General features: G+C 68.6%; 26 protein-coding genes and 2 tRNA genes. 12 read left to right on the plus strand and 16 right to left on the minus strand.

Features of this window, described 5'->3' with window-relative positions; translation table 11 throughout:
• Positions 1-41: 41 nt before the first annotated feature.
• The 3 genes from ASF16_RS06370 to ASF16_RS06380 all read right to left on the minus strand — a co-directional run bounded on the left by ASF16_RS06370 (position 42) and on the right by ASF16_RS06380 (position 2,305).
• A complete protein-coding gene (locus ASF16_RS06370; protein ID WP_056164445.1) occupies positions 42-689 on the minus strand; it encodes a DUF4136 domain-containing protein in 648 nt (215 codons plus the stop codon).
• A 62-nt stretch (positions 690-751) separates the two neighbouring features.
• Positions 752-1,738: a tRNA 2-thiocytidine(32) synthetase TtcA gene (gene ttcA / locus ASF16_RS06375; protein WP_056164448.1), complete on the minus strand. Its 987-nt coding sequence runs from the start codon at positions 1,736-1,738 to the stop codon at positions 752-754.
• A 159-nt stretch (positions 1,739-1,897) separates the two neighbouring features.
• Complete coding sequence (locus ASF16_RS06380; protein ID WP_235507280.1) at positions 1,898-2,305, minus strand: hypothetical protein; 408 nt, start codon at positions 2,303-2,305, stop codon at positions 1,898-1,900.
• Positions 2,306-2,468: 163 nt separating this feature from the next.
• Here ASF16_RS06380 and ASF16_RS06385 point away from each other — a divergent pair, with 163 nt between their 5' ends.
• The 6 genes from ASF16_RS06385 to ASF16_RS06410 all read left to right on the plus strand — a co-directional run bounded on the left by ASF16_RS06385 (position 2,469) and on the right by ASF16_RS06410 (position 4,942).
• Positions 2,469-2,747, plus strand: a complete 279-nt coding sequence (locus ASF16_RS06385) for a hypothetical protein (protein ID WP_056164454.1) — start codon at positions 2,469-2,471, stop codon at positions 2,745-2,747.
• 443 nt (positions 2,748-3,190) lie between these two features.
• Positions 3,191-3,266 (plus strand) — tRNA-Trp (locus tag ASF16_RS06390).
• A 48-nt stretch (positions 3,267-3,314) separates the two neighbouring features.
• Positions 3,315-3,389: transfer RNA gene (locus ASF16_RS06395), tRNA-Asn, on the plus strand.
• A 72-nt stretch (positions 3,390-3,461) separates the two neighbouring features.
• Complete coding sequence (locus ASF16_RS06400) at positions 3,462-3,647, plus strand: hypothetical protein (RefSeq protein WP_056164457.1); 186 nt, start codon at positions 3,462-3,464, stop codon at positions 3,645-3,647.
• Positions 3,648-3,886: 239 nt separating this feature from the next.
• The gene (locus ASF16_RS06405; RefSeq protein WP_235503963.1) at positions 3,887-4,504 is read left to right on the plus strand and encodes an HNH endonuclease; all 618 of its coding nucleotides are present in this window, start codon (positions 3,887-3,889) and stop codon (positions 4,502-4,504) included.
• 63 nt (positions 4,505-4,567) lie between these two features.
• Positions 4,568-4,942 (plus strand): DUF1090 domain-containing protein, encoded by a 375-nt coding sequence (locus ASF16_RS06410; protein ID WP_162241057.1) that lies wholly within the window; start codon positions 4,568-4,570, stop codon positions 4,940-4,942.
• 102 nt (positions 4,943-5,044) lie between these two features.
• On the opposite strand, the gene ASF16_RS06415 is transcribed toward ASF16_RS06410, so the two are convergent.
• On the minus strand, positions 5,045-5,419 hold the full coding sequence (locus ASF16_RS06415) for a dihydroneopterin aldolase (protein WP_056164462.1): 375 nt from the start codon (positions 5,417-5,419) through the stop codon (positions 5,045-5,047).
• Positions 5,420-5,455: 36 nt separating this feature from the next.
• Positions 5,456-6,241 carry an SDR family oxidoreductase gene (locus tag ASF16_RS06420; protein ID WP_056164465.1) on the minus strand — a complete coding sequence of 262 codons (786 nt, stop codon included), beginning with the start codon at positions 6,239-6,241 and terminating at the stop codon, positions 5,456-5,458.
• Between the two features lie 19 nt (positions 6,242-6,260).
• On the opposite strand from ASF16_RS06420, the gene ASF16_RS06425 reads away from it, so the two are divergent.
• Positions 6,261-7,382: a class I SAM-dependent methyltransferase gene (locus tag ASF16_RS06425; RefSeq protein WP_056164468.1), complete on the plus strand. Its 1,122-nt coding sequence runs from the start codon at positions 6,261-6,263 to the stop codon at positions 7,380-7,382.
• A gap of 228 nt (positions 7,383-7,610) precedes the next feature.
• On the opposite strand, the gene eutC is transcribed toward ASF16_RS06425, so the two are convergent.
• Positions 7,611-8,465 (minus strand): ethanolamine ammonia-lyase subunit EutC, encoded by an 855-nt coding sequence (eutC, locus tag ASF16_RS06430; RefSeq protein ID WP_056164472.1) that lies wholly within the window; start codon positions 8,463-8,465, stop codon positions 7,611-7,613.
• Positions 8,462-9,877, minus strand: a complete 1,416-nt coding sequence (locus ASF16_RS06435) for an ethanolamine ammonia-lyase subunit EutB (protein ID WP_056164475.1) — start codon at positions 9,875-9,877, stop codon at positions 8,462-8,464. Before ASF16_RS06435 ends, eutC begins: the two co-directional genes overlap by 4 nt.
• A 113-nt stretch (positions 9,878-9,990) precedes the next feature.
• Between ASF16_RS06435 and ASF16_RS06440 the strand changes: the two genes are divergently transcribed.
• Positions 9,991-10,185, plus strand: a complete 195-nt coding sequence (locus tag ASF16_RS06440) for a DUF2905 domain-containing protein (protein WP_056164478.1) — start codon at positions 9,991-9,993, stop codon at positions 10,183-10,185.
• Between the two features lie 157 nt (positions 10,186-10,342).
• Here the strand turns inward: ASF16_RS06440 and otsA are convergent, their stop codons facing one another.
• From otsA to otsB, 3 genes are read right to left on the minus strand one after another with little or no spacing between them, the layout of a single operon-like run.
• Positions 10,343-11,722 carry an alpha,alpha-trehalose-phosphate synthase (UDP-forming) gene (gene otsA / locus ASF16_RS06445; RefSeq protein ID WP_056164480.1) on the minus strand — a complete coding sequence of 460 codons (1,380 nt, stop codon included), beginning with the start codon at positions 11,720-11,722 and terminating at the stop codon, positions 10,343-10,345.
• Between the two features lie 47 nt (positions 11,723-11,769).
• The gene (locus ASF16_RS06450; protein ID WP_056164483.1) at positions 11,770-13,575 is read right to left on the minus strand and encodes a glycoside hydrolase family 15 protein; all 1,806 of its coding nucleotides are present in this window, start codon (positions 13,573-13,575) and stop codon (positions 11,770-11,772) included.
• Positions 13,572-14,309 carry a trehalose-phosphatase gene (gene otsB, locus ASF16_RS06455; RefSeq protein ID WP_056164485.1) on the minus strand — a complete coding sequence of 246 codons (738 nt, stop codon included), beginning with the start codon at positions 14,307-14,309 and terminating at the stop codon, positions 13,572-13,574. The genes ASF16_RS06450 and otsB overlap by 4 nt, the downstream gene beginning before the upstream one ends.
• 183 nt (positions 14,310-14,492) lie before the next feature.
• On the opposite strand from otsB, the gene trxC reads away from it, so the two are divergent.
• Positions 14,493-14,939, plus strand: a complete 447-nt coding sequence (trxC, locus tag ASF16_RS06460) for a thioredoxin TrxC (protein ID WP_056164489.1) — start codon at positions 14,493-14,495, stop codon at positions 14,937-14,939.
• Between the two features lie 21 nt (positions 14,940-14,960).
• Here trxC and ASF16_RS06465 read toward each other — a convergent pair whose 3' ends face one another.
• The 4 genes from ASF16_RS06465 to ASF16_RS06480 form a co-directional block, all read right to left on the minus strand.
• On the minus strand, positions 14,961-15,437 hold the full coding sequence (locus tag ASF16_RS06465; RefSeq protein WP_056164492.1) for a DoxX family protein: 477 nt from the start codon (positions 15,435-15,437) through the stop codon (positions 14,961-14,963).
• Positions 15,434-16,237 carry a DNA-binding domain-containing protein gene (locus ASF16_RS06470; RefSeq protein ID WP_056164494.1) on the minus strand — a complete coding sequence of 268 codons (804 nt, stop codon included), beginning with the start codon at positions 16,235-16,237 and terminating at the stop codon, positions 15,434-15,436. The genes ASF16_RS06465 and ASF16_RS06470 overlap by 4 nt, the downstream gene beginning before the upstream one ends.
• The gene (locus ASF16_RS06475; protein ID WP_056164497.1) at positions 16,228-17,091 is read right to left on the minus strand and encodes a DUF692 domain-containing protein; all 864 of its coding nucleotides are present in this window, start codon (positions 17,089-17,091) and stop codon (positions 16,228-16,230) included. The genes ASF16_RS06470 and ASF16_RS06475 overlap by 10 nt, the downstream gene beginning before the upstream one ends.
• A 183-nt stretch (positions 17,092-17,274) precedes the next feature.
• Positions 17,275-17,571, minus strand: coding sequence for a DUF2282 domain-containing protein (locus ASF16_RS06480; RefSeq protein ID WP_056164500.1), 297 nt, complete (start codon positions 17,569-17,571; stop codon positions 17,275-17,277).
• A 213-nt stretch (positions 17,572-17,784) separates the two neighbouring features.
• Between ASF16_RS06480 and ASF16_RS06485 the strand changes: the two genes are divergently transcribed.
• Both ASF16_RS06485 and ASF16_RS06490 read left to right on the plus strand, forming a co-directional pair.
• On the plus strand, positions 17,785-18,351 hold the full coding sequence (locus tag ASF16_RS06485; RefSeq protein WP_255354935.1) for a sigma-70 family RNA polymerase sigma factor: 567 nt from the start codon (positions 17,785-17,787) through the stop codon (positions 18,349-18,351).
• On the plus strand, positions 18,351-18,992 hold the full coding sequence (locus tag ASF16_RS06490) for an NrsF family protein (RefSeq protein ID WP_056164506.1): 642 nt from the start codon (positions 18,351-18,353) through the stop codon (positions 18,990-18,992). Before ASF16_RS06485 ends, ASF16_RS06490 begins: the two co-directional genes overlap by 1 nt.
• A 102-nt stretch (positions 18,993-19,094) precedes the next feature.
• On the opposite strand, the gene ASF16_RS06495 is transcribed toward ASF16_RS06490, so the two are convergent.
• Both ASF16_RS06495 and ASF16_RS06500 read right to left on the minus strand, forming a co-directional pair.
• On the minus strand, positions 19,095-19,550 hold the full coding sequence (locus tag ASF16_RS06495) for a GNAT family N-acetyltransferase (RefSeq protein WP_056164508.1): 456 nt from the start codon (positions 19,548-19,550) through the stop codon (positions 19,095-19,097).
• A 273-nt stretch (positions 19,551-19,823) separates the two neighbouring features.
• Positions 19,824-21,092, minus strand: a complete 1,269-nt coding sequence (locus ASF16_RS06500) for a multifunctional CCA addition/repair protein (RefSeq protein WP_056164513.1) — start codon at positions 21,090-21,092, stop codon at positions 19,824-19,826.
• 44 nt (positions 21,093-21,136) lie between these two features.
• On the opposite strand from ASF16_RS06500, the gene ASF16_RS06505 reads away from it, so the two are divergent.
• The gene (locus ASF16_RS06505) at positions 21,137-21,592 is read left to right on the plus strand and encodes a hypothetical protein (RefSeq protein WP_056164516.1); all 456 of its coding nucleotides are present in this window, start codon (positions 21,137-21,139) and stop codon (positions 21,590-21,592) included.
• Positions 21,593-21,597: the final 5 nt, after the last annotated feature.

Here is a 21,597-nt window from a genome sequence, read left to right on the forward strand (position 1 = left end):
GGGTTGAAAGGGGCAGCGCCGGTGCGTGCGGTGCGGCGCGGTCAGCGCACGGTGCCGGGCACGGCGGCGGGCATGGGCGCCAGGGACTGGCGCACCAGCCGCGGGCCTTGGGGCGGCTGCGGAAAGCCGCTGAGCGCGGCGTCGAACAGCACGCCGTACACGGCAGGGTCGCTCACCCACACGTCCTCGTGCACGGCGGAGGTCTCGTACACCACGGCCTGCGTGGCGGCGTCGCGCAGCACGATGCTCACGGCGCGGCGGTGCAGCGGCGTGGGCTCGTAGAAGCCCCAGCCGCCGTACAGGCCAACGCCCCGCCCGTGCCAGCCGCCAAAGCCCCAGCCCCAGGGCGAGGGGCCGTATCCGTAGGGCCCATAGGGGCGGAACGGGTCCGCGCGCGGCACCAGGTCGGCCTGCACGCCGACCTGGGCCAGCAGCTTGGGCGCGGCGTCGTCGCGGCGCAGGCCGGCGCGGCCCAGCGACTGCTCGGCCAGGGCCATGATCGGGTCGAACGAGGGCATCTGCTGCGACGGCAGGCGCTCGATGCGGTAGGTGGCGGGCGTGGGAATGGCCTGCAGGGTCGAAAAGCTCTGCACCTGGCCTTCGACCAGGCGCGGGCCGGTGCTGCAACCGGCAAGGACGGCCGCTGCTGTGGCGCACAGCAGGGCGACGGAGAGGGAGCGGCGCATCATGGTGAGAGTCTCCTTGGGCGGGGTAACAGGATCCCGGTGAGAGTGCGCCCGGCCCCGGAGGTTCACGACAGTGTTACCACTTGCACGCCGCCCATGCCCGGCAGCGATGGCGCCGAGAACTCTTCCTTGTCGAAAGCCTTGTCGCCGTCTTCGCTGGCCACGCCCGTGGCCCGGGCGTTCTTGAAGTCGAACAAACCGCCGTCGAGCAGGTGCGAAGGCACCACGTTCTGCAGCGCGTTGAACATGTTCTCCACGCGGCCGGGGAATTTCTTGTCCCATTCGCGCAGCATCTCGCCCACCTGCTTGCGCTGCAGGTTCTCCTGGCTGCCGCACAGGTTGCACGGGATGATGGGGAAGTCGCGGTGCGCGGACCAGCGCGCGGTGTCCTTCTCGGCCACGTAGGCCAGCGGGCGGATCACCACGTGCCTGCCGTCGTCGCTGACCAGTTTGGGCGGCATGCTCTTCATCTTGCCGCCGAAGAACATGTTGAGCAGCAGCGTCTGCAGGATGTCGTCGCGGTGGTGGCCTAGCGCGATCTTGGTGCAGCCCAGCTCGTCGGCCACGCGGTACAGGATGCCCCGGCGCAGGCGGCTGCACAGGCTGCAGGTGGTCTTGCCTTCGGGCACCAGCTTCTTGACGATGCTGTAGGTGTCCTCGTTCTCGATGTGGAAGGGCACGCCGGTGGTCTTCAAGTACTCGGGCAGCACGTGCTCGGGAAAGCCGGGCTGCTTCTGGTCCAGGTTGACCGCCACCAGGTCGAAATGGATGGGCGCGCGGGCCTTGAGCTTGAGCAGGATGTCCAGCAGGGTGTAGCTGTCCTTGCCGCCGGACATGCACACCATGACCTTGTCGCCTTCTTCGATCATGTTGAAGTCGACGATGGCCTTGCCCACCTCGCGGCACAGGCGCTTTTCGAGCTTGTGGGTCTCGCGCTCGATCTTCAGGCGCGCCGGGCCCGCTGCGGCCAGGGCATCGGCGCCCGTCGCTGCCGCTTCGGGGGGCTCGGCGGTCCAGCCGGCCTGGGGGGTGTCGTTCATCACTGCGCTCATGGGATGGGGCTCTGGGGTCGGGTAAAGCGGTGCCGCGGGGCGCAAGGGTGGTGCGCACGGGCGGTGCCAAAAGGCGTCAACAAGCCCTCAATTGTCGGTGAAACCGCCGTGCCGTGGGGTAGGGCGGGCTCTCCAGGGGGGCGTTCTGCGCCCAGGGGGCTATTTTCGCGCCTTGGGCCGCCTGTCGTCACAGGGGCTGCTGCTGCTCTGCGGCTCAGCAGCGCTGGCACGCGCGGTCAGCCACAGGCGCAGCTCGCGCTTGCCCTTGGCATTGGCGCTGCGCCAGGCGTCGCGCGCCAGCGCCACAAAGCGTTCCTCGGCCGGGTCGGGGTGCTCGGTGGCGTGCTGGGCATCCAGCCAGCCGATGTCCACGCGCGCATGCCGCTCGATCTGCCGCGCCAGCGTGTCGCCGATGGGGCGGGCGCTCTTGATCTGGCTCCACATGCTGGGCGATATCTCCAGCGAGGCGGCAAACGCCTGGTCCAGCCCCTTGGCGGGCTTGCCGGCGGCGATCTGTTGTTCGAGAAAAAGGCGGTGCAGGGCCAGCACATTGGTGCGGCGGGTCACGGTGGTGGGCGGCGGGGTCACAAAGAAAAAACAACAGACGCAAAAAAAGCGGGTACGGGGCGTTGACCGGAGTGTAAAGACTATTTACAGTCCACGGTCATCAGGACTCCATGTCCTCGTCCCCTTTCCATACGAACACGCCGACCACCGCCGAGAGACCGCCATGAACGCCCGCCACAACGCCATCCACCGCCGCACCCGCCAGGGCGCCGTGGCCGTGCGTGGGACGTTCAATGCGCAGGTGTCGTCCATCGGCTTGATGTCCAAACGACTGCCTTCGCACCAAGGCGCCGCGGCGTATTTGCAGGGCCATAGCCACATGGACAGCCAGATGGACAGCTGCATGGACGGCAGCTCCCGCACCAGCCAGCAGCAGTGGCTGGGCAATGGTTTTGAGGATACCGCTCCATCACCGGGCGGAGGTTGCAACGCAGGGCAGTAGTCCCAGAGCGTTCTCCCTCCCGATCTCTTGATCGACAAGAGGCCCGGCAACCAAGTGGTTCCGGGCCTTTTTCTTTTTGCCGGTCGTTTTTCTCCACCCTTATTTTTTGTTTGCAGCGCCAGCGCTGCCCCCGCAGGCATCGACCTGCCGGGGATTCCGTTCATTAAAAGTTTGCCGCAGGCGCCGCGCTCCGAGGGAGTGATGGCCGACCTGCATCGAAAGCAGAAGGGTTTGCGCGCTCACCGCATTGCACCCCTTCTCCATTTCGGGTGTGCCTTTGCTCACACCGCCGGACCCGGCCGCATGCGCGGCCCGGCGGGATGTGCTGGGGTTGATCGCCCAGTGCAGCGACGTGCATGCGCAGCCCCCGGCGGGCTGCGGTCGCGTGAAGGCACAGCCGAAATGGATATGCATTGGGCGAGAAACGCCCATTCAGGCTCCATGCGCGTGTAGCTCAACTGGCAGAGCACTGGTCTCCAAAACCAGCGGTTGAGGGTTCGACTCCTTCCGCGCGTGCCAACCTTTTCTTCCCGGCATGGCCCGCATTGAGCAAGCCATGCCGGGCATGCCGCAGCAGCCCTGTCGGATGGGGCGCCTGGTTGTTCCAGCCGGGGATTGCAGGTTCGACTCCTGTCTGTGGCACCCCATCCCGCTTTCCCTTTTTTTAACCCACCTACCGCGTTTCATCCATCCATTCACCTCCAGGAGATCCCCATGGCCATCCAGCATTCCTTCCCCTTGGGCGCCCAGCGGCGCCGTGTCGGCCTTGCAGGCTGGCTGGCCCGTCTGGCATCCGTGCGCGCGCGCTTGCAACGCACGGCCCCAGGCCGCGCAGCCGCAGCGCGCCGCCTTGACCAGCTCGACCTCGACCAGCGCGTGCGCGAGGTCGGCGAGTGGTAGCGGCACGCCCCTGCGAGCGTCCGCTTTCGCATTCGCGGTCCCTGCATGCCTTGGGCATGCATCCACACCGGCCCCCATCGATTGACGGTGGGCGGCCCATGTCGCTTTTGTTTGTGCTTTTGTTTGTGCTTTTGTTTGTCGCTTTGTCTTCGTTGTCGCATTCGTCGATGACCATGTATTAACCGGGGCGTGCGCTGGGCTGGGCGGCTGCGCCCTTCATCCCCAGAAAGGAGAGCCCCATGCCCCGCACCACCATCACCCCCACCGAACCCTCGTCCCGAAAACCCCGCACCCCCGCGCCCCGCGTGCTGCAGCTGGACCTGCACGGCACGCCCCAGTCCTGGATGCCGCTGGAGCAAGCCGCCGTGCACTACGCCAGCGGCGCTGTGGCGTGGGACGCGGGCCTGGCGCCCCTGGCCACATTGCGTGGCGGGCACAACGCGGCGACGGGCCGGCAGTCGGTGCTGGAGGTCGCGCCCATCATCGCGCTGCGCGGTGTGGCCCGGATCAACCTCTTTGACGTGGTGCCGGGCCTCACCAAGCGCCGGCTGCTGCGCCGCGACCGCCACACCTGCGCCTACTGCGGCGGTGTGTTCAGCGAGGACGTGCTGCAGTGCGAGCACATCGTGCCGCAGTCGCGCGGCGGTGCCACATCGTGGACCAACCTGGTGGCCGCCTGCGCCGCGTGCAACGGCTACAAGGCCGCCCGCCTGCCCGAAGAGGCGGGCATGCGCCTGTTGTTCCTGCCGTACGTGCCCAGCCGGTACGAGTCGTTCTTGCTGGACGGCCGCAACGTGCGGGCCGACGTGCACGAGTGGCTGGCCAAACGGCTGCCCAAGGGCTCCCGGCTTCATTGAGAAGTCGCGGGCCCCGGCAAGGCCGCTACGATGGAGCGCTGTACCACCGATCGGAGCGTTGCCGTGAAGAACCTTGTTGTGGGTGTCTGTCTCCTGGCCCTGCATGCCGCGCCTGCGCTGGCGGCCGATGCATCGCCTGCCTGCGCCGCCAAGCAGGCGCGCATCGAAGCGCAACTGGCCGAGGCCACAGCGCAGGGCCGCACCCGCGAGGTCGCGGGGCTGCGGCAGGCGCGCCGGTCCAACAAGGCGCACTGCACCGACGCCTGGCTGGCCAAGGACCGCGACGCGGAGATCCGCAAGGCCACGAAGAAGGTGGCCGAGCGTGAGAAAAGCCTGGCCGATGCGCAGAAGAAGGGCGATGCCAAAAAGATCGCCGCGCGCCAGGCCAAGCTGGACGAAGCCCGCAGCGCGCTGGCCGAGGCGCAAAAGCCGCTGTAGCGCAAACCCCTGGAGGGCCGTGGTCGATGACTGCGGCCCTTTCCTTCTGGGGGCGCGCGGCTTCGCTTCGTGCCGGCTACTGCGGCCGGGTGCTCGGGGCGGTCACCACTGCCCGGTCTCGATGCGGATCGCCACTTCGCAGTCGTCGAAGATCTCCAGCTTGGCGATCTTCACGCGCACGCCCAGCACGCCGGGCAGTTGCATCAGCCGGTTGGCCAGCTTGCCGATCAGGCTCTCGAGCAGGTTCACGTGCTCGGCGCGACACTCGTCGATGATGATCTGGCGCACCTTGCGGTAGTCCAGCACGTGCAGGATGTCGTCGTCGCGCGGGGTGAGCGGCTGCACGCCCAGGCTCAGCTCGGCATCGACCTGGATGGGCTGTGGGGCGGTCTTCTCGTGCGAGAGGATGCCCAGGTTGGCGTCAAAGCGCAGGCCGGTCAGGGTCAGGATCTGGGTGCCGACGGCGGTGTGGTCCATGGGAGATAGCTTCTTTCTGCGTGGGCCGGCGCCCGCTCACATCATTGAAAAATCACGCTCGAACTTCATCAAATGCTGGCCGCCGTCCACCAGCAGCGTGGTGCCGGTGATGGAGCGGTTCTCCAGCGCAAACTTCACGGTGGCGGCGACGTCCTCGGCCGTGGATGAGCGGCCCAGCGGGCTCAGCGCGTGCAGCTGCTGGAATTTTTGCTCTTCCAGCATGTGGCTGGTGAGCGTGAGGCCCGGCGCCACGCCCACCACGCGCACGCGCGGCGCCAGGGCCAGGGCCAGCATGGTGCCGGCGGCTTCCAGGGCCGCCTTGGACAAGGTGTAGCTCACGAAGTCGGGGTTCTGGTTCCAGAGCTTCTGGTCCAGCAGGTTGACCACGGCGCCCTGGGCATCGGCCTCGCCGGCGGCGGCGCGGTCGGCCAGGTGCGCGTGCAGCGCCTGGGCCAGCAGCACGGGCGCGGCGGTGTTGCTGCGCAGGTGCTTTTCCAGCGCGGCAAAGCCGAAGGTCTGGGCGTTGTCGTGCTCGAACAGCGAGGCGCTGTTGACCACCGCGTCCACGCTGCCAAAGTGCGCCACCACACGCGGCAGCAGGCCGCGCACGGCGGCCTCGTCGTCGAAATCAGCATCAAAATGGGTGCTACCGCCCGCCAGGCGTGCGCAAGCAGCTACTGTTTCGATAGCATCCTGCTCGGACGTGCGGTAGTGCACCGCCACCTGCCAGCCACCCTCGGCCAGCGCCAGCGCAATGGCGCGCCCCAGGCGTTTGGCGGCGCCGGTCACAAGCACGGTGCGGGGTCGGGTGGGCTGGGGCATGGTGGCGGGGTGGGGGACAATGCGGGCCGTGACCCAACAACCCGACAGTTTAACGACCGCCCTGGCGGCCCACATCCGCCAGACCATTGCCGCCGAGGGCGGCTGGATCGGCTTCGACCGCTTCATGGCGCTGGCGCTGTATACGCCGGGCCTGGGCTACTACGCCAACGACAGTGCCAAGTTCGGCGCCATGCCCGAGTCCGGCAGCGACTTCGTGACCGCGCCCGAGCTCACTCCGCTGTTCGGCCAGACGCTGGCGCGGCAGGTGGCGCAGGCGCTGGCCGCCACGGGCACCTCCGAGGTGTGGGAGTTCGGCGCCGGCTCCGGCGCACTGGCCCTGCAACTGCTGGACGCGCTGGGCGACCAGGTGCAGCGCTACACCATCGTCGATTTGTCCGGCAGCCTGCGCGCGCGCCAGCAGGTGCGGCTGGCAGGGCATGCCCACAAGCTGCGCTGGGTGGATGCGCTGCCCGAGCGGTTTAGCGGAGTCGTCGTCGGCAACGAGGTGCTGGACGCCATGCCCGTGCAACTGCTGGCCCGCCACGGCGGCCACGCAGACGGCGTGTGGCACGAACGCGGCGTCGTCGTGGCAGAGGACGACGGCAGCTTCGCCTGGGCCGACCGCCCCACCGCGCTGCGCCCGCCCGTCGACATCGAAGGCCCGCAGGACTACCTGACCGAGATCCACGCCCAGGGCGAAGGCTTCATCCGCATGCTGGCCGACCGGCTGGAGCGTGGTGCTGCGTTTCTGCTGGACTACGGCTTTGGCGAGAGCGAGTACTACCACCCCCAGCGCCACATGGGCACGGTGATGTGCCACCAGGGGCACCTGGCCGATGGCGACCCGCTGGTGGCGGTGGGGCGCAAGGACATCACCGCCCACGTCAACTTCACCGCCATGGCGCTGGCCGCGCAGGAGGCGGGGCTCGAGGTGCTGGGGTACACGACGCAGGCGCACTTCCTCATCAACTGCGGTTTGCTACCAAAAATGGAGCAGCTGCCGCAGGCGGAACGGGCGACAGCGGCCAAATTGATCATGGAGCATGAGATGGGCGAGCTCTTCAAAGTGCTGGCTTTGGGGGCGGGGCCGGCGTGGGAGCCGATGGGGTTTGCGCGGGGGGATCGGTCGCACCGGTTGTGAGGGGGTGGAGTGGGGGGCGCTGGGTCGAGGCCCTGCTGCTCATTGCCCCCTCTCCCCAGCCCTCTCCCGCAAGGGGAGAGGGGGTTTCCGGGGCGCTGGTTGCGCTGGCTGGAGAGGGGCGCCGCGCCTTTGGGGGCGATTGGGAAGACAGTTGTCGGCGACGGGCGCGGAGGCCGCCTTCGCGAATGTCTGAATGGGACGCGCGCTGTGAGCCACCGAGCGCCGGTTTTACTCCCTCTCCCCTCGCGGGAGAGGGTGGGGGAGAGGGGGCTCGTCTTGAGGCCTCTGCGGCCCGCCCGCCGGCAGCGTCACGCCCTCACTGCGGTCCTTCAACGGCACGCCCGTCAGCCCCAGCCTCCGCGCCTCTGCACACAGCCACCACAGGCGCGCAGCGGCGGCGGCAGGCGGCAACCCCTGCGGACGCACGTTGGAAATGCAGTTGCGCTCCGCATCGCTGCACCCGACCCGGGGGTGCCAGGACAGATAAATGCCCAGACTGTCCGGCGAACTCAGCCCCGGGCGCTCGCCGATCAGCACCGCCACCAGGCGGGCCCCCAGCAGTGCACCCACCTCGTCGCCCAGCGCCACGCGCGCCTGCGTGGCGATCACCACGGGGCCGATGCGCCAGCCCTGGGGCGCCGTGCTGACGATGCACTGCACCAGCGGCTCGGCATGGCGTTCGACCGCCAGGGCCGACAGGCCGTCGGCCACCACCAGCAGCAGGTCGCAGTCCGCCTGGCCGCCCTGGCCCAATGCCCGCAGACGCTGTGCATCCCCGTCGCACAGGCGCCGGCCCAGATCAGGGCGCAGCAGGTACGTGGCCCGGTCGGGTGCGGCGCTGGCCACCTGCAGCGTGGTGCAGCCCAGGCCTGCCAGCCGCTGCGCCAGCGCATCGGCATCGAGCGGCAAATGCACCGCATCGCGCGCCTGGGCATGGGCGAGGCCGAAGTCGAGCAGTTCGCGGGTGGGGATGGCCGTGCCCGCGCGGCCCAGGGCCAGGCGGGCGGCGGTGTGGGCGCGCAGGTCGGCCCAGGGGTCGGGCGGCGGGCCGAAGGGGGGTGGGGTGCCGGTGGGGTCTGTCATGCCCGCATCCCGATCTGCCGCAGCTGCGCGATGGCCGCTTGCTGCTGTGTGGCGGGCAGCAGCCGGCCCGCGCCGTCGGCCAGGTGCATGCGTGCAAGCCAGGCCTCGAACTCGGGCGCGCGCTGCAGGCCCAGCACCTCGCGCAGGTACAGCGCGTCGTGGAACGAGGTGCTCTGGTAGTTGAGCATGATGTCATCCGCCCCCGGCACGCCCATGATGAAGGTCAGGCCCGCCGTGCCCAGCAGCGTCATCAGCGTGTCCATATCGTCCGAATCGGCCTCGGCATGGTTGGTGTAGCAGACATCGCAGCCCAGCGGCACGCCCAGCAGCTTGCCGCAGACGTGGTCTTCCAGGCCCGCGCGGATGATCTGCTTGCCGTCATACAGGTACTCCGGCCCGATGAAGCCGACCACCGTGTTGGTGAGCAGCGGCGAGAACGCGCGCGCCACGCCGTAGGCCCGCGCCTCGCAGGTCTGCTGGTCCACGCCGTGGTGCGCGTCGGCCGACAGGGCGCTGCCCTGGCCGGTCTCAAAGTACATCACGTTGTCGCCCCGGCCATCGCCAAAGTCCGCGCCGCGCTGCAGGGACCGCGCCGCGTCGTGCGCCTCGCGCAGCAGGGCCAGGCTGATGCCGAAGCCCGCGTTGGCCTTCTCGGTGCCCGCGATGGACTGGAACACCAGGTCCACCGGCGCGCCGCGCTCGATCATCTGCAGCGTGTTGGTCACGTGGGTCAGCACACACGACTGCGTGGGGATCTGCAGCGTGGCGATCACGTCGTCCAGCCGGTGCACCAGGCCGGTGAGGGCCGCGATGCTGTCGGTCGCCGGGTTGATGCCGATCACCGCGTCGCCCGCGCCGTACAGCAGCCCGTCGATCATCGACGCCGCGATGCCGCGCAGGTCGTCGGTGGGGTGGTTGGGCTGCAGCCGCACCGACAGCCGGCCCGGCAGGCCGATGGTGTTGCGAAAGCGCGTGACCACGCGGCATTTGCGGGCCACCGCGATCAGGTCCTGGTTGCGCATGAGCTTGCTCACGGCAGCGGCCATCTCGGGCGTGATGCCGGGGGCCACGGCGGCCAGCACGGCGCTGTCGGTGGCGTGGTCGAGCAGCCAGTTGCGAAAGTCGCCCACGGTGAGGTGGGCAATGGGAGCGAACGCGGCGGCACCGTGGGTGTCGATGATGAGCCGCGTGACCTCGTCGGACTCGTAGGGCACCAGGGCCTCGGTCAGGAACCGCGACAGTGGCACGTCTGCCAGGCACATGCGCGCGGCCATGCGCTCCACCGCCGTGGCCGCCGCAATGCCCGCCAGCACGTCGCCCGAGCGCAGGGGCGACGCCTTGGCCAGCACGTCGCGCAGGCCGTCGAACTGCCAGCGCTGCCCGCCGGCGGTGTGGTGGTAGCTCCAATCCATGCGTGCCCTCGGTCGGTTGCGAACATGCGAGCGTGGTGCAAGGCCCGTGCCTGACTGCGGGACTGCCAGTCTGCGTGCGCGGTGGTGCCTCCAGCGCCTACACTCGGCGCACCATGATCCGCTGGCTCCTCGTCATCTTCCTGGCCCTGATGCTGCTCAGCTGGCTCTCGCCCCTGCTGCGGCGCATGGGCTTTGGCCGCCTGCCGGGCGACCTGCGCTTTCGGTGGCTGGGGCGCGACTGGGACGTGCCGCTCGCGTCCACACTGCTGCTGAGCTTCGTGGTGAGCCTGCTCACCAAACTGCTGTAGCGCGCCGCGTGGTAGTCGCCATGTGGTCATGAGGTCATGCTGTCATGCCCACTCCGTCCACTATACAAACCGTTCACGCTGAGCCTGTCGAAGCGCCGCGCAGGGCTTGAACAAGCGCAGCCCGAACGGTATTCAATGCGTGCAGTGCAAATCCTAATCAGTCGCCCGCTGCTTCCAATGCTGCGAGGAACGACTTGCGCCACCAGTGCACATCGTGCTCGCGGATGCGCGCCATGAGCTTCTGGTGGCGGGCCTGCCGCTCGGCCCGCGGCATCTGCAGCGCCTGCTGGATGCTGTCCGCCGTGCCCTGCGTGTCGTAGGGGTTCACCAGCAGCGCTTCCTTCAGTTGCTCGGCCGCGCCCGCAAAACGCGAGAGCACCAGCACGCCGGGGTCCTCAGGGTTCTGGGCCACCACGTATTCCTTGGCCACCAGGTTCATGCCGTCGCGCAGCGGCGTGACCAGGCCTACCGCCGAGGCGCGGCACAAGCCCGGCACACGCTTGCGCGCCACCATGCGGTGGATGTAGCGCACGGGCATCCAGTCGAGCTCGCCGTAGTCGCCATTGACGGAGCCGCACAGGCCTTCGAGCTCCTGGCGCAGGTCGGCATAGGCGTGCACGTCGTCGCGCGACGGCGAGGCGATCATGATCATCGTGGCGCTGTCGCGGTTCTCGGGGTAGCGGTCCAGCAGCTCGCGGAAAGCGCGCACGCGGTGCGGAATGCCCTTGGAGTAGTCCAGCCGGTCGATGCCCAGCAGCAGCCGCCGGCGCGAGTATTCGTCGCGCATGTTCTCGTAGGTTTCGACCGCGTCGGGGGCCTGGCCTAGGCGAATGAACTCGTCCACGTCGATGCCGATGGGAAACGCCTTGACCTGCACCGTAGCGCCGAACGCGCGCAGCTGCTGCACGCCCACTTCTTCGGCGCTGGCTTCGTTGCGCACGTAGCGGTTGAAGTGCGAGACATCGGCCTCGCTCTGCAAGCCCACCAGGTCGTAGGCGAACAGCGACCGCATCAGCCACTCGTGCTGCGGAATGGCCGCCATGATGAGCGGCGGCGGCATGGGGATGTGCAGGAAGAAGCCGATGCGCTGCTTGCAGCCCATGGCGCGCAGCTCGGCGGCCAGGGGGATCAGGTGGTAGTCGTGTATCCAGATGATGTCGTCGTCGCGCAGTAGCGGCAGCAGCTTGCGCGCAAACATCTGGTTGACCCGGCGGTAGCCCGCGATGTAGCGGGTGTTGAAGTCCGCCAGGTCCAGCCGGTAGTGGAAGACGGGCCACAGCACGCTGTTGCTGTAGCCGTGGTAGTAGCTGTCGTGGTCTTCGCGGCACAGGTCCACGGTGGCCAGGGTCACAGCGCCGGCCTGGCGCGTCTGCAGGTCGCTCTCGCCGGGCGTGCCGTCCTCCAGCACGTTCCCGCTCCAGCCGAACCAGAGGCCTCCGGTTTTGTTCAGGGCGTCGCCCAGGGCGACGGCCAGGCCGCCAGCGGCAGGTTTACGGGGGTCCGCAATGCGGTTCGATACAACAACGAGTCGGCTCATGCCGCATCATCGCCGCGGATGGGGTGGTCAAACTGTCGGACGTCGCCTCAAATCACACTGTCCCACGGCGCCGACAGGCGCACCGCGGCGTTGATGACGCCCACCATCGAATACGTCTGCGGAAAGTTGCCCCACATCTCCTGCGTCTCTGCATGGGTGTCTTCGGACAGCAGGCCCAGCGGGTTGCGCGCCGCGAGCATGGTCTCGAAGATGGCCCGCGCCTCGGCCTTGCGGCCGATGCGCGCAAGTGCGTCGATGCGCCAGAAGGTGCAGATGTTGAACGCCGTCTCGGGCTTGCCGAAGTCGTCGGCCGCTTCGTAGCGGCGCATGTAGGGGCCGTCGCACAGGCTCTTTTCCATGGCCTCCACGGTGCTGACGAAGCGCGGGTCCATGGGGTCGATCATGCCCACCTCGGCCATCAGCAGCACGCTGGCATCCAGCTCGTTGCCGCCGAAGCTTTCGGCAAAGGCCTGGCGGGTTTCGCTCCACGACTTGTCGATGATCTCGTCGCGCATGCGGTCAGCATGGTCGCGCCAGTATGCGGCGCGGTCGGGGAGCTGCAGGGTCAGCGCAATCTTGGCCAGGCGGTCGCAGGCGGCCCAGCTCATCAGCGCTGATGATGTGTGGACCCGCGCGCGGGTGCGCAGCTCCCACATGCCCGCATCGGGCTGGCCGTACACGCGCACCGCGTTGGCGCCCACTTGCTCCAGGCGGGTGAACTCGGCCTGGCCTGCGCGGTGCAGCAGCCGGTGGTCGTGGAACGACTGCGCGGCGCCCAGCACGATGTTGCCGTACACGTCGTGCTGAAAATGCTCGGCCGCCTGGTTGCCCACGCGCACGGGGCCCATGCCGCGGTAGCCGGCCAGCTGCGGCATCACGGACTCGGGCAGGTCTTTTTCGAGGCCGATGCCATACAGCGGCTGGATGTGGCCGTCGCCGCCTTCGATGACCACGTTGCTGAGCCAGCGCAGGTAGTCCTCCATGGTGCCGACTTCGGAGATGCTGTTGAGCGCACGCACCACGAAGAACGCGTCGCGCAGCCAGCAGTAGCGGTAGTCCCAGTTGCGGCCGCTGTGCGCGGACTCGGGGATGCTGGTGGTCATGGCGGCCACGATGGCGCCGGTGTCTTCGTACAGCGACAGCTTGAGCGTGATGGCCGCGCGGATCACCGCGTCCTGCCACTCCAGCGGCAAGGCCAGTGCACGGCTCCAGTTGCGCCAGTAGCTGGTGGTTTCCTGCTCGAAGTAGCGCGCCGTGTCGGCAATGCCTTCGTGAAGAGGCTCGTCCGCGCCCAGCAAGAAGTTGTGCTCGCGTGTGAGCACGAACGACTGCCCCGACAGCACGTGCGACACCGGTGCGTCGGTAGACAGGCGCAACGTCATGTCCTCGCCCACGTAGCGGATGTGGTTGCTGCCGCGCGTGATGTGCGGCGTGCTGCGGCCCCAGTCGTAGCGCACCTTCAGCGCCACGCGGATGCGCGGCGCGCCTTCGATGGGCCGCACGCGGCGCACCAGTGTCATGGGCCGAAAGAACCGCGAGCGGCTGTTGAAGCGCGGCGCGAAGTCGGTGATCTCCACACCATGCCCGGCCTTGTCGAACAGCTGCGTGCGCAGGATGGCGGTATTGGGCTCGTACCACTGGTGGGCCGAGGCCAGGTCCTCGATCTCGATCGCGAAGTGGCTGCCCTCGTCGCCGGGCTGCAGCAGCGCGTTGAACACCGGGTCGCCATCGAAGCGGGGCAGGCAGCACCAGACCATGCGGGCGTGGTTGTCGATCAGTGCGCTGATGGCGCAATTGCCGATCATTCCGAGGTTGAGCGAGCCCTGTTGGGGTTCGTTGGCGGCAGTGTTCATTGTTCTCGTTCCCAGTTGGTCCTTGCGCTGGAGAGCCAGCCGCGCAGTGCGGCGGGTGTCATGCAGCGGTGTTGTGCCATGGTCGGGCCCTCGCCCACCTTGATGCCCCACCCGCCCAGGGCCTGCACGGCGGCAAAGCCCGATTCGTCGGTGACGTCGTCGCCCACGAAGACAGGGACCCGGCCCGCAAACGGCGGCTGGGTCATGAAGTCGACGATGGCCTGGCCCTTGTGCGCCCCGCGGGGCTTGACCTCGAAGACGAACTTGCCGCGCATCAGCTCCACGCCTTCCACGCCTTGCAAGGCGCGTTCCAGGGTGTCCAGGCAGCGTGCCTCCATGTGGGGCGCTAGGCGGTAGTGCAGGGCGACGCTGGCGCGCTTGGGCTCCACCAGCAGGCCGGGGTGGCGCGATGCGAGGTCGTAGGCGGCCTGCAGCACGGGGGCCAGATCGGGCGGCTGCACGGCCGGCAGGGACGCGCCGTGCAGGCGGTATTGCGCGCCGTGTTCGCTGGCCAGCGGCAGGTGCAGGGGCGCCAGGAAGACGTCGATGTCGGCCTCGGGCCGCCCGGTCACGATGGCCAGCGCACCGCCCAGGTGGCCGTGCAGTGCAGAAAGGGTGGGCACCAGCCCGGACGCGATGCGCACCGCTTCGGGGCGCGACGCCAGCTCGGTGAGCGTGCCGTCGAAATCGAGAAAAAGGGCGTGGGCAGTTGTCAGTATCGGAAGCAGCTGCATGGGCCCAGACCTTAGCAGATGCCACCGGGCCGACCGGCCCGCCGGGGTGTTCTACACCCTGTAATCCCGCGTAAATTTTTGCAAGCAGGTATTTGGCCGACAGTGCTGCGGCGGGTGCGCCGACTTGAAAAATCCGGCGCGGTCGCCACCTGCGCACATTCAGACTGCCAACAACGCGCCCCCATGTCCGAAGCCCTGCACATCGTCTGCCCCCACTGCCACACCACCAACCGCGTGCAAACCGCGCAACTGGCCAGCGCACCCGACTGCGGCCAGTGCCACCAGCCATTGTTTGCGGGCGCGCCGCTCGAGCTCGACGCTGTGTCTTTCGAGCGCCACGTGACGCGCAGCCACATCCCTGTGCTGGTGGACTTCTGGGCGCCGTGGTGCGGCCCGTGCCGCCAGATGGCCCCGGCCTTTGCCCAGGCCGCGCGCGAACTGGAGCCGCAGGTGCGCCTGGCCAAGCTCAACACCGAGGATCATCAGGCCTTGGCGGCGCGCCACGCCATCCGCAGCATTCCGACCATGGTGCTGTTCCAGCAGGGCCGCGAGGTGGCCCGCATCTCCGGCGCATTGGGCGCGGCGGACATCGCGCGCTGGGTGCGCACGGCGGCACCGTCCAACGCATGAAGGTGGGCTGAGGCGGCCGGCTTAGCGCAGGCCGAGGGCGCGGTCCAGCGACACGTTGCCCGCGCCGCGCCCCACCAGGTACAGCAGCAGCCCGACCCAGGACAGGTGGGTGGGCCACGCGTCCGGGTAGACGAATACCTGGATCACCAGCGTCATGCCCAAGAGCGCCAGCGCGGACAGCCGGGTGCACAGCCCCAGCACCAGCAGCGCGGCAAACAGGTGCTCGGCCACCGTGGCCATCTGCGCGGCCAGGTGCGGTGCGATCAGCGGCAGCTTGTACTCGTCGCTGAACAGCGCATAGGCACTGTCGGAGATGGTGAACCAGCCCTCGACCTTGGTGCGCGCCGACAGCCAGAAGATGCCGGCCAGCGCGATGCGGTTGACCAGTGCGAGCTGGCTGTGGGGTGTGAGCCAGGCGGCTGCGTGTGCCAGCCGGGCTAGCCACGCGCGGGGGCCGCCTGCGGTTGGGGAGAGCATGGAGACGGTGTTGGGTGTCATGGTGTTTCCTTTGAACATGGGGCTGGTGCAGCCGCATCGGCCGCGGTTTCGATGAGTGCTCCTGCGTCCAGCAGCAACATCAGCAGCGCTGCGATGTCGGTAGCTGGCTCGGCCACCAATGCCTCTGTGGCGGCGGCCTCCAAGGGCAGTCCTTGCGCGCAGGCGTTCATGAAGGCGATGCCTGCATGCGGCAGTGCGCACCACACCACGGCGGACTCTGGCCGTGTGAGCAAGCCTCCGTCGCCCACCCACAGCAGGTCTGCATCCACCGGCAACTGGTCGCGGTGGCGCTGCCACAGGGCATACGCGGGATGGTCATCGCACCAGGCCCAGCGCGCCGCCGGGTGGGGGCGCAGGTGCTGCTGTGCCAGCGTGTCGGGCGGCTGGCGGCCCAGCCAGGTCACGTCGAGCGCCGGGGCATCGGCCGCCAGGTGGCTCTCTGTCCAGCACCGGTCAAGGTGCGCGACGGCGGGCAGGTAGGGCAGTGCTGCGGCCGGCCCGAACTGCTGCAGAAAATCGGCAAAGCCCGCGCCATAGTCCATGAGCCGCCCGTCGGCCGGTGGCTGCGCGTGGGCGAAAACGGCCGCCGCTGCACGAAACCAGTCGGTGCCCACCAGGCTGCACACGGTGGGGTAATTGGCCTGCAGCGTGTCGATGCAGGCGGCGAGCACGGTGTTGCGGTACACCGCAAAGCCGGGCTGGGCGGCCAGGGCTGTGAGCCACGCGGGTGTTGGTGCCACGGTGTCTGGCGAAGGCAGCAACGCAGCCGCCAGGCCGTCCTGAAAATCGCTCAGGTGCATGGCGCCACCTCGCGTTGTTCGTGGTGTTGCGCGCAGGCGGCCAGCGCGCTGTGTGCCTCGTCGCGTTCAGCCAGCAGCTCTGCCAACGCGGGCACGTTGCCGTCCCGTTCGATGAGCGTGGGGATAGGGCCTGTGCGCGCCAGCACCTGTTCATACAACGCCCAAACGGCAGGGTCGATGGGCGCATCGTGGCTGTCGATGAGCAGCGCGTCGCCCAGCGCCGGGTCGGCATGGTGCCCGGCCAGGTGGATCTCCGCGACGGCGTGCAGCGGGAACGCATCGATGTAGGCCCGCGCATCCGTGCCCAGGTTGTGGGCGCTCACATGCACGTTGTTCACATCCAGCAGCAGCGCGCAGCCGGTGCGCCGCACCAGATCGGCCAGAAAGTCGGTCTCGCACCAGTCGTGCCCGTCGATGTGCAGGTAGTGCGTGGGGTTCTCGATGGCGATGGTGCGCTGCAAGGCATCCTGCGTGCGCGCGATGTTGTCCGCGATGCGGGCCAGTGCGGCGTGGGTGCGCGGAAACGGCAGCAGGTCGGGCAGGTAGTGGCCGCGCCAGGAGGACCACGCCAGATGTTCGGACACGATGGCGGGCTCGATGCGCCGCACCAGCGCGGCCAGCCGGGCCAAGTGATCGGCATCGGGCGGTGCATCGGCCGCGAGCGACAGCGACACCCCATGCAGCGCCACCGGGTGGCGCGCACGGATGGCTTCGAGCCACGCCAGCCGCGGGCCGCCGGCGGCCAGGTAGTTTTCAGGATGGACCTCCCACCACAGGCCGGGCGCACCGCAGTGCTGTGCCTCGGCGTAGTGCTGGGGCTTGAGGCCCAGGCCGGCGGTCAACGGGGATGGCATGGCAGATTGCTGTAGTGGTGAAGGGAAGCTTTGCCGATCGGTTACCCATTGCGCTGCGCGCCACCCGCGGCCCATGCAGCTGGCGCTGCAAAGGCCAGTGCACCCGTGGAGCCGGCGCCGCCGGGCCACCGGGTGCGTCCCCCTCCGGGGGAAGGCGTGCAGCGCCTCAGGGGGCGCTTCATTTCAAGACTTGATGGGCATCAGTGCGCCCATGCCCTTGGGCGTCTTGAGCGTGGCGCAGGTACCGGCGGGCACGTACTTCCAGGCGTTGCCCTGGTAGTCCATCTTTGATGTGCCGGCGCAGGTGGTGCCGGCGCCTGCTGCGCAGTCGTTCTTGCCGGCCATCGACACGCCGTAGCACTTCTCCATGGCGGGCTTGGCGGCGTCGGCCATGGGCTGTGCAGGTGCCTGTGCCAGGGCGGAGGTGCAGGCAATGGCCGAGAGTGCGAGGGCGCCGAGGCTGAGGGTGCGTGTGGTCATGGCAAGTTTCTCCAACAGAGTTTGATGAGTAAGTAAGGGATCGAAGGGGACCGGTGGCGGCAACGTGCGGGGCATGACTAACTAGCCAACTGCCTGCACCCTGCAACACCCGATCTGCGCTGTAATTCGCGCTGGCGTCGCCGCGGGTTACACGGCGCTGCCAATCCACACGCTTATTTATTTTTTGCACCCGCTGTAACCGGAGGGCCCGCTGTGACGAATACCCAGCAGGGAGACGCCATGGACATTGAAGAGCGGCTGCGCGGATTGCTGCTGCAGGGGCTGGATGCCGACGCAGCGGCGTACCAGCGGTTTCTGAAGGAGCTGAGTGCACACCTGCGTGCCTTTTTGCGCCGCCGCCTGGCGCAGCGGCCCGACGAGGTGGAGGATCTGGTGCAGGAGACCTTGCTGGCGGTGCACAACCAGCGCCACACCTATCGGGCCGACTCGCCGGTGACGGCCTGGGTGCACGCCATTGCGCGCTACAAGCTCATCGACTGGCTGCGTTCGCGCGCTGCCAAGGAAGCGCTGCATGTGCCGCTGGACGACACCGACGACCTGTTTGCCAGCACCGACAGCGAAGCGGCCGAAGCGCGGCGCGACCTGGGCCGCCTGCTGGAGCAGTTGCCCGACCGCCAGCGCCTGCCCATCGTGCACATGAAGCTCGAAGGGCTGTCGGTGGTCGAGACCGCGCAGCTCACCGGGCTGTCGGAGTCGGCCGTCAAAGTCGGCGTGCACCGGGGCCTGAAAGCCCTGGCCGCCAAGATCAGGGGAATGTGATGAAAACTGATGAATTGATCGACCTGCTGGCCGCTGACGCGCACCCGGTGGCCCGCCACACGGTGGAGCGACGCCTCGCCATGGCTGCGTTTGCCGGCATTGCCGGGGCCGCCGTGCTCATGCTGGGCGTGTTCGGCCTGCGCAGCGACCTGGCGGCCACGATGGCGATGCCCATGTTCTGGGGCAAGCTGGCCTTTGCGGGCACGCTGGCCGCGGCCGGGCTGATGGTGCTGCAGCGCATGGCACGCCCCGGCGTGCCTGCCGGCCGTGCCGCACTGTGGCTGGCGCTGCCGCCGCTGGTGCTGTGGGGCCTGGCGCTGGCCACGCTGGCGCAGGCGGCGCCGGCCGAGCGCCTTCCGCTCATCCTGGGCAACACCTGGCGCACCTGCCCCTTCAACATCGCCGTGCTGTCGGTGCCGGCGTTCGTCGCGGGCTTCTGGGCGCTCAAGGGTGCTGCGCCCACGCACCTGGCCTGGGCGGGCGCGGGCGCTGGTCTGCTGGCCGGGGCGCTGGGGGCACTGGTGTATGCGCTGCACTGCCCTGAGATGGCCACACCGTTTCTCGCGGTGTGGTACCTGGCGGGCATGGCCATCCCTACCGTGCTGGGCGCCATTGCGGGGCCCCGCTGGCTGCGTTGGTAAGGCTGGGGCGCTTTGCGCTTGCAGCCTTGGGCGCTTCACATACCGTTCAAGCTCAGCCCGAACGGTTTTGATCGAGTATGAATCCGTAGAGAGAGCGAACGCCTAAGCCACCCGCTGGCTGTACGCCCGAAACACCGTGTCCTGCACCCAGCCCAGCGATTCATACAGCGACTGCGCCGCAGTGTTGGTGTGGGCCGTGGTCAGGTCCATGCGCACCTTGCCCTGCGCGCGCGCGTGGTCGCGCGCCGCGATCAACAAGGCGCGGCCTGCTCCCGTCTTGCGGGCGGCGGGCGCCACGAACAGGTCGTACAGCGTGTAGATGGGCGCCGCCTCCACCGAGCAGAACGTGGGGTAGAGCTGGCAAAAGCCGATGGCTGCGCCGGACGCATCGAAGGCGATGAGGATGCTGGATTCGCCGCGTGTGAGCCGGTCGGTGATGAAGCGCTGCGCCGCTGCAAGGTCAGGCGCCTGGTCGTAAAACTGGCGGTAGGCGTCGAACAGCGGGGCGATGGTGTCCGTGTCGGCAGGGGTGGCCTGGCGGATGTGCAGAGGGGTCATGGCGGAGCGGTGGTGGGTGGAGCAGGGGACCGCCCGGAGGCAATGCCGTTGCGCACGGGGTGGTCAAAAGGTGGCGGATTCTAGAGGCGTTGCGAGGGTTGTGCCACGCTTGCGGTGTGTGAAGGTGCGAGGGGTGTGGCACGCGGCATGCGGCATGCCCTGGCTCCGACAAGCTCAGCCCGAACGGTTGCAGGGGGTGCGCCGGCCGTTGCGAAGCCTGCGCAGAAGCCGGTACCGAACAGGAGCAGGAACAGGAGCAGGAGCAGGAGCTTCTTACTTCTGCCCCGGCTCAGTCACTTGCTTCTCCTCCTGCAGCCACTGCGCCACCGCCCGCACGCGCTCCTGGTGGATCAAGCCGCCTACCTGCGGCCCGGTCAGCCCCCGGCTCGCGGCCTGCGCCGCGATGTCGCGCGTGACCACCGACTGCGCCGCCGCCAGCACCGCCAGCAAACGCGGGCGCTGCGGGTAGGGCGTTTCTTCAAAGTGCAGCCGCCCGCGCGCATCGCACTCGCAGGCCAGCAACACGTCGGCAAAGCGCGCAGGCTTGCGGATGGCGTCGCAGCGCTCCAGCAGGCGCATCAGGGCCGCGGCGGACAGCTCGCCGCTGCGGTGGATGTGGCCGTGCTCGCGGGCCACCACGTCGGCGGTCTCGCGGCAGTCCACCGGCACGCGCAGCCGCTCGGCCACGTCCACCAGCAGCTCGGCGCTGCGCTGTTCGTGCTCGATGTGGCGCGGCAGCACGTCGGCGGGCGTGGTGCCCTTGCCCAGATCGTGCGTCAGGCAGGCAAAGCGCACGGCCAGCGGGGCGTCGAGCCGCGCGGACATGTCCAGCACCATCATCAGGTGCACGCCGGTGTCCACTTCGGGGTGGTATTCGGCACGCTGCGGCACACCCCACAGGCGCGCCACCTCGGGCAGCAGCGCGGCCAGCGCGCCGCATTCGCGCAGCACTTCGAACATGCGCGAGGGCCTGGCTTCCATCAGGCCGCGCGCCAGTTCCTGCCACACGCGCTCGGGCACCAGGTGGTCCACCTCGCCGTGGGCCACCATCTCGCGCATGAGCTGCATCGTCTCGGGCGCCACGGTGAAGTCGGTGAAGCGTGCCGCAAAACGCGCCACGCGCAGGATGCGCACCGGGTCTTCGCGGAAGGCGTCGGTCACGTGGCGCAGCACGCGCGCTTCGATGTCGCGCACGCCTCCATAGGGGTCAAACAGGCCGCTGCCGCTGGATGGATGGATATCTTCTGCTATCGCATTGATAGTGAGGTCGCGGCGCGAGAGGTCTTCCTCCAGCGTCACGTCCGGCGCGGTGTGCACCGCAAAGCCCCGGTAGCCCTGGCCGCTCTTGCGCTCGGTGCGGGCCAGCGCATATTCCTCGCGCGTCGTGGGGTGCAGAAAGACGGGGAAGTCGCGGCCCACGGGCAGGTAGCCATCGGCCAGCATCTGCTCGGGCGTGGCGCCCACCACCACCCAGTCGCGGTCGTTCACCGGGCGGCCCAGCAGCTTGTCGCGGACGGCGCCGCCCACCATGTAGATTTTCATGGGGAGAGTTTAGAACCTGCGCTGCGCCGTATATTCGCCCCACCATGTCCCTATCGTCCGACCTGACCATTGCCCAGCTCAACCCCGACGGCAGCGTGCCCGTGCCCCTGGCGCCGGACGCCGCGGCCAACGCAGCGGCGGCCGCACTGCAGCGCGAGGCGCAGTTCGAAGCGCTGAAGTCCAAGGTGGAGGACCTGGAAGAAATCCTGGCCAAGCCCTTGAACGAAATCCTGGGCGACCGGGACAAGTTCAAGGAGTCTGCCGCCGCCTGGGAGGCGTTCGGCGCGATGTGGATGCTGTCGCAGCGCGCCATGCGCCGCGTGGCCCTGGACCTGGCCGAGCAGCAGGGCGTGACCGAGGCCGAGGTGGTGGCGCGGGCGCTGGCCTATGCGAACGATGTGCTCAATGGCGACGGGGTGGATTTGGGCGGCTCGATTGCCGAAGCGCAGATGGCGCACATCGCGCGGCACAAGGCCAAGCTGCGCAAGCAGTTTCGATAGTGGAT

Source organism: Acidovorax sp. Leaf78 (assembly GCF_001422735.1).
Lineage (GTDB): Bacteria > Pseudomonadota > Gammaproteobacteria > Burkholderiales > Burkholderiaceae_C > Acidovorax.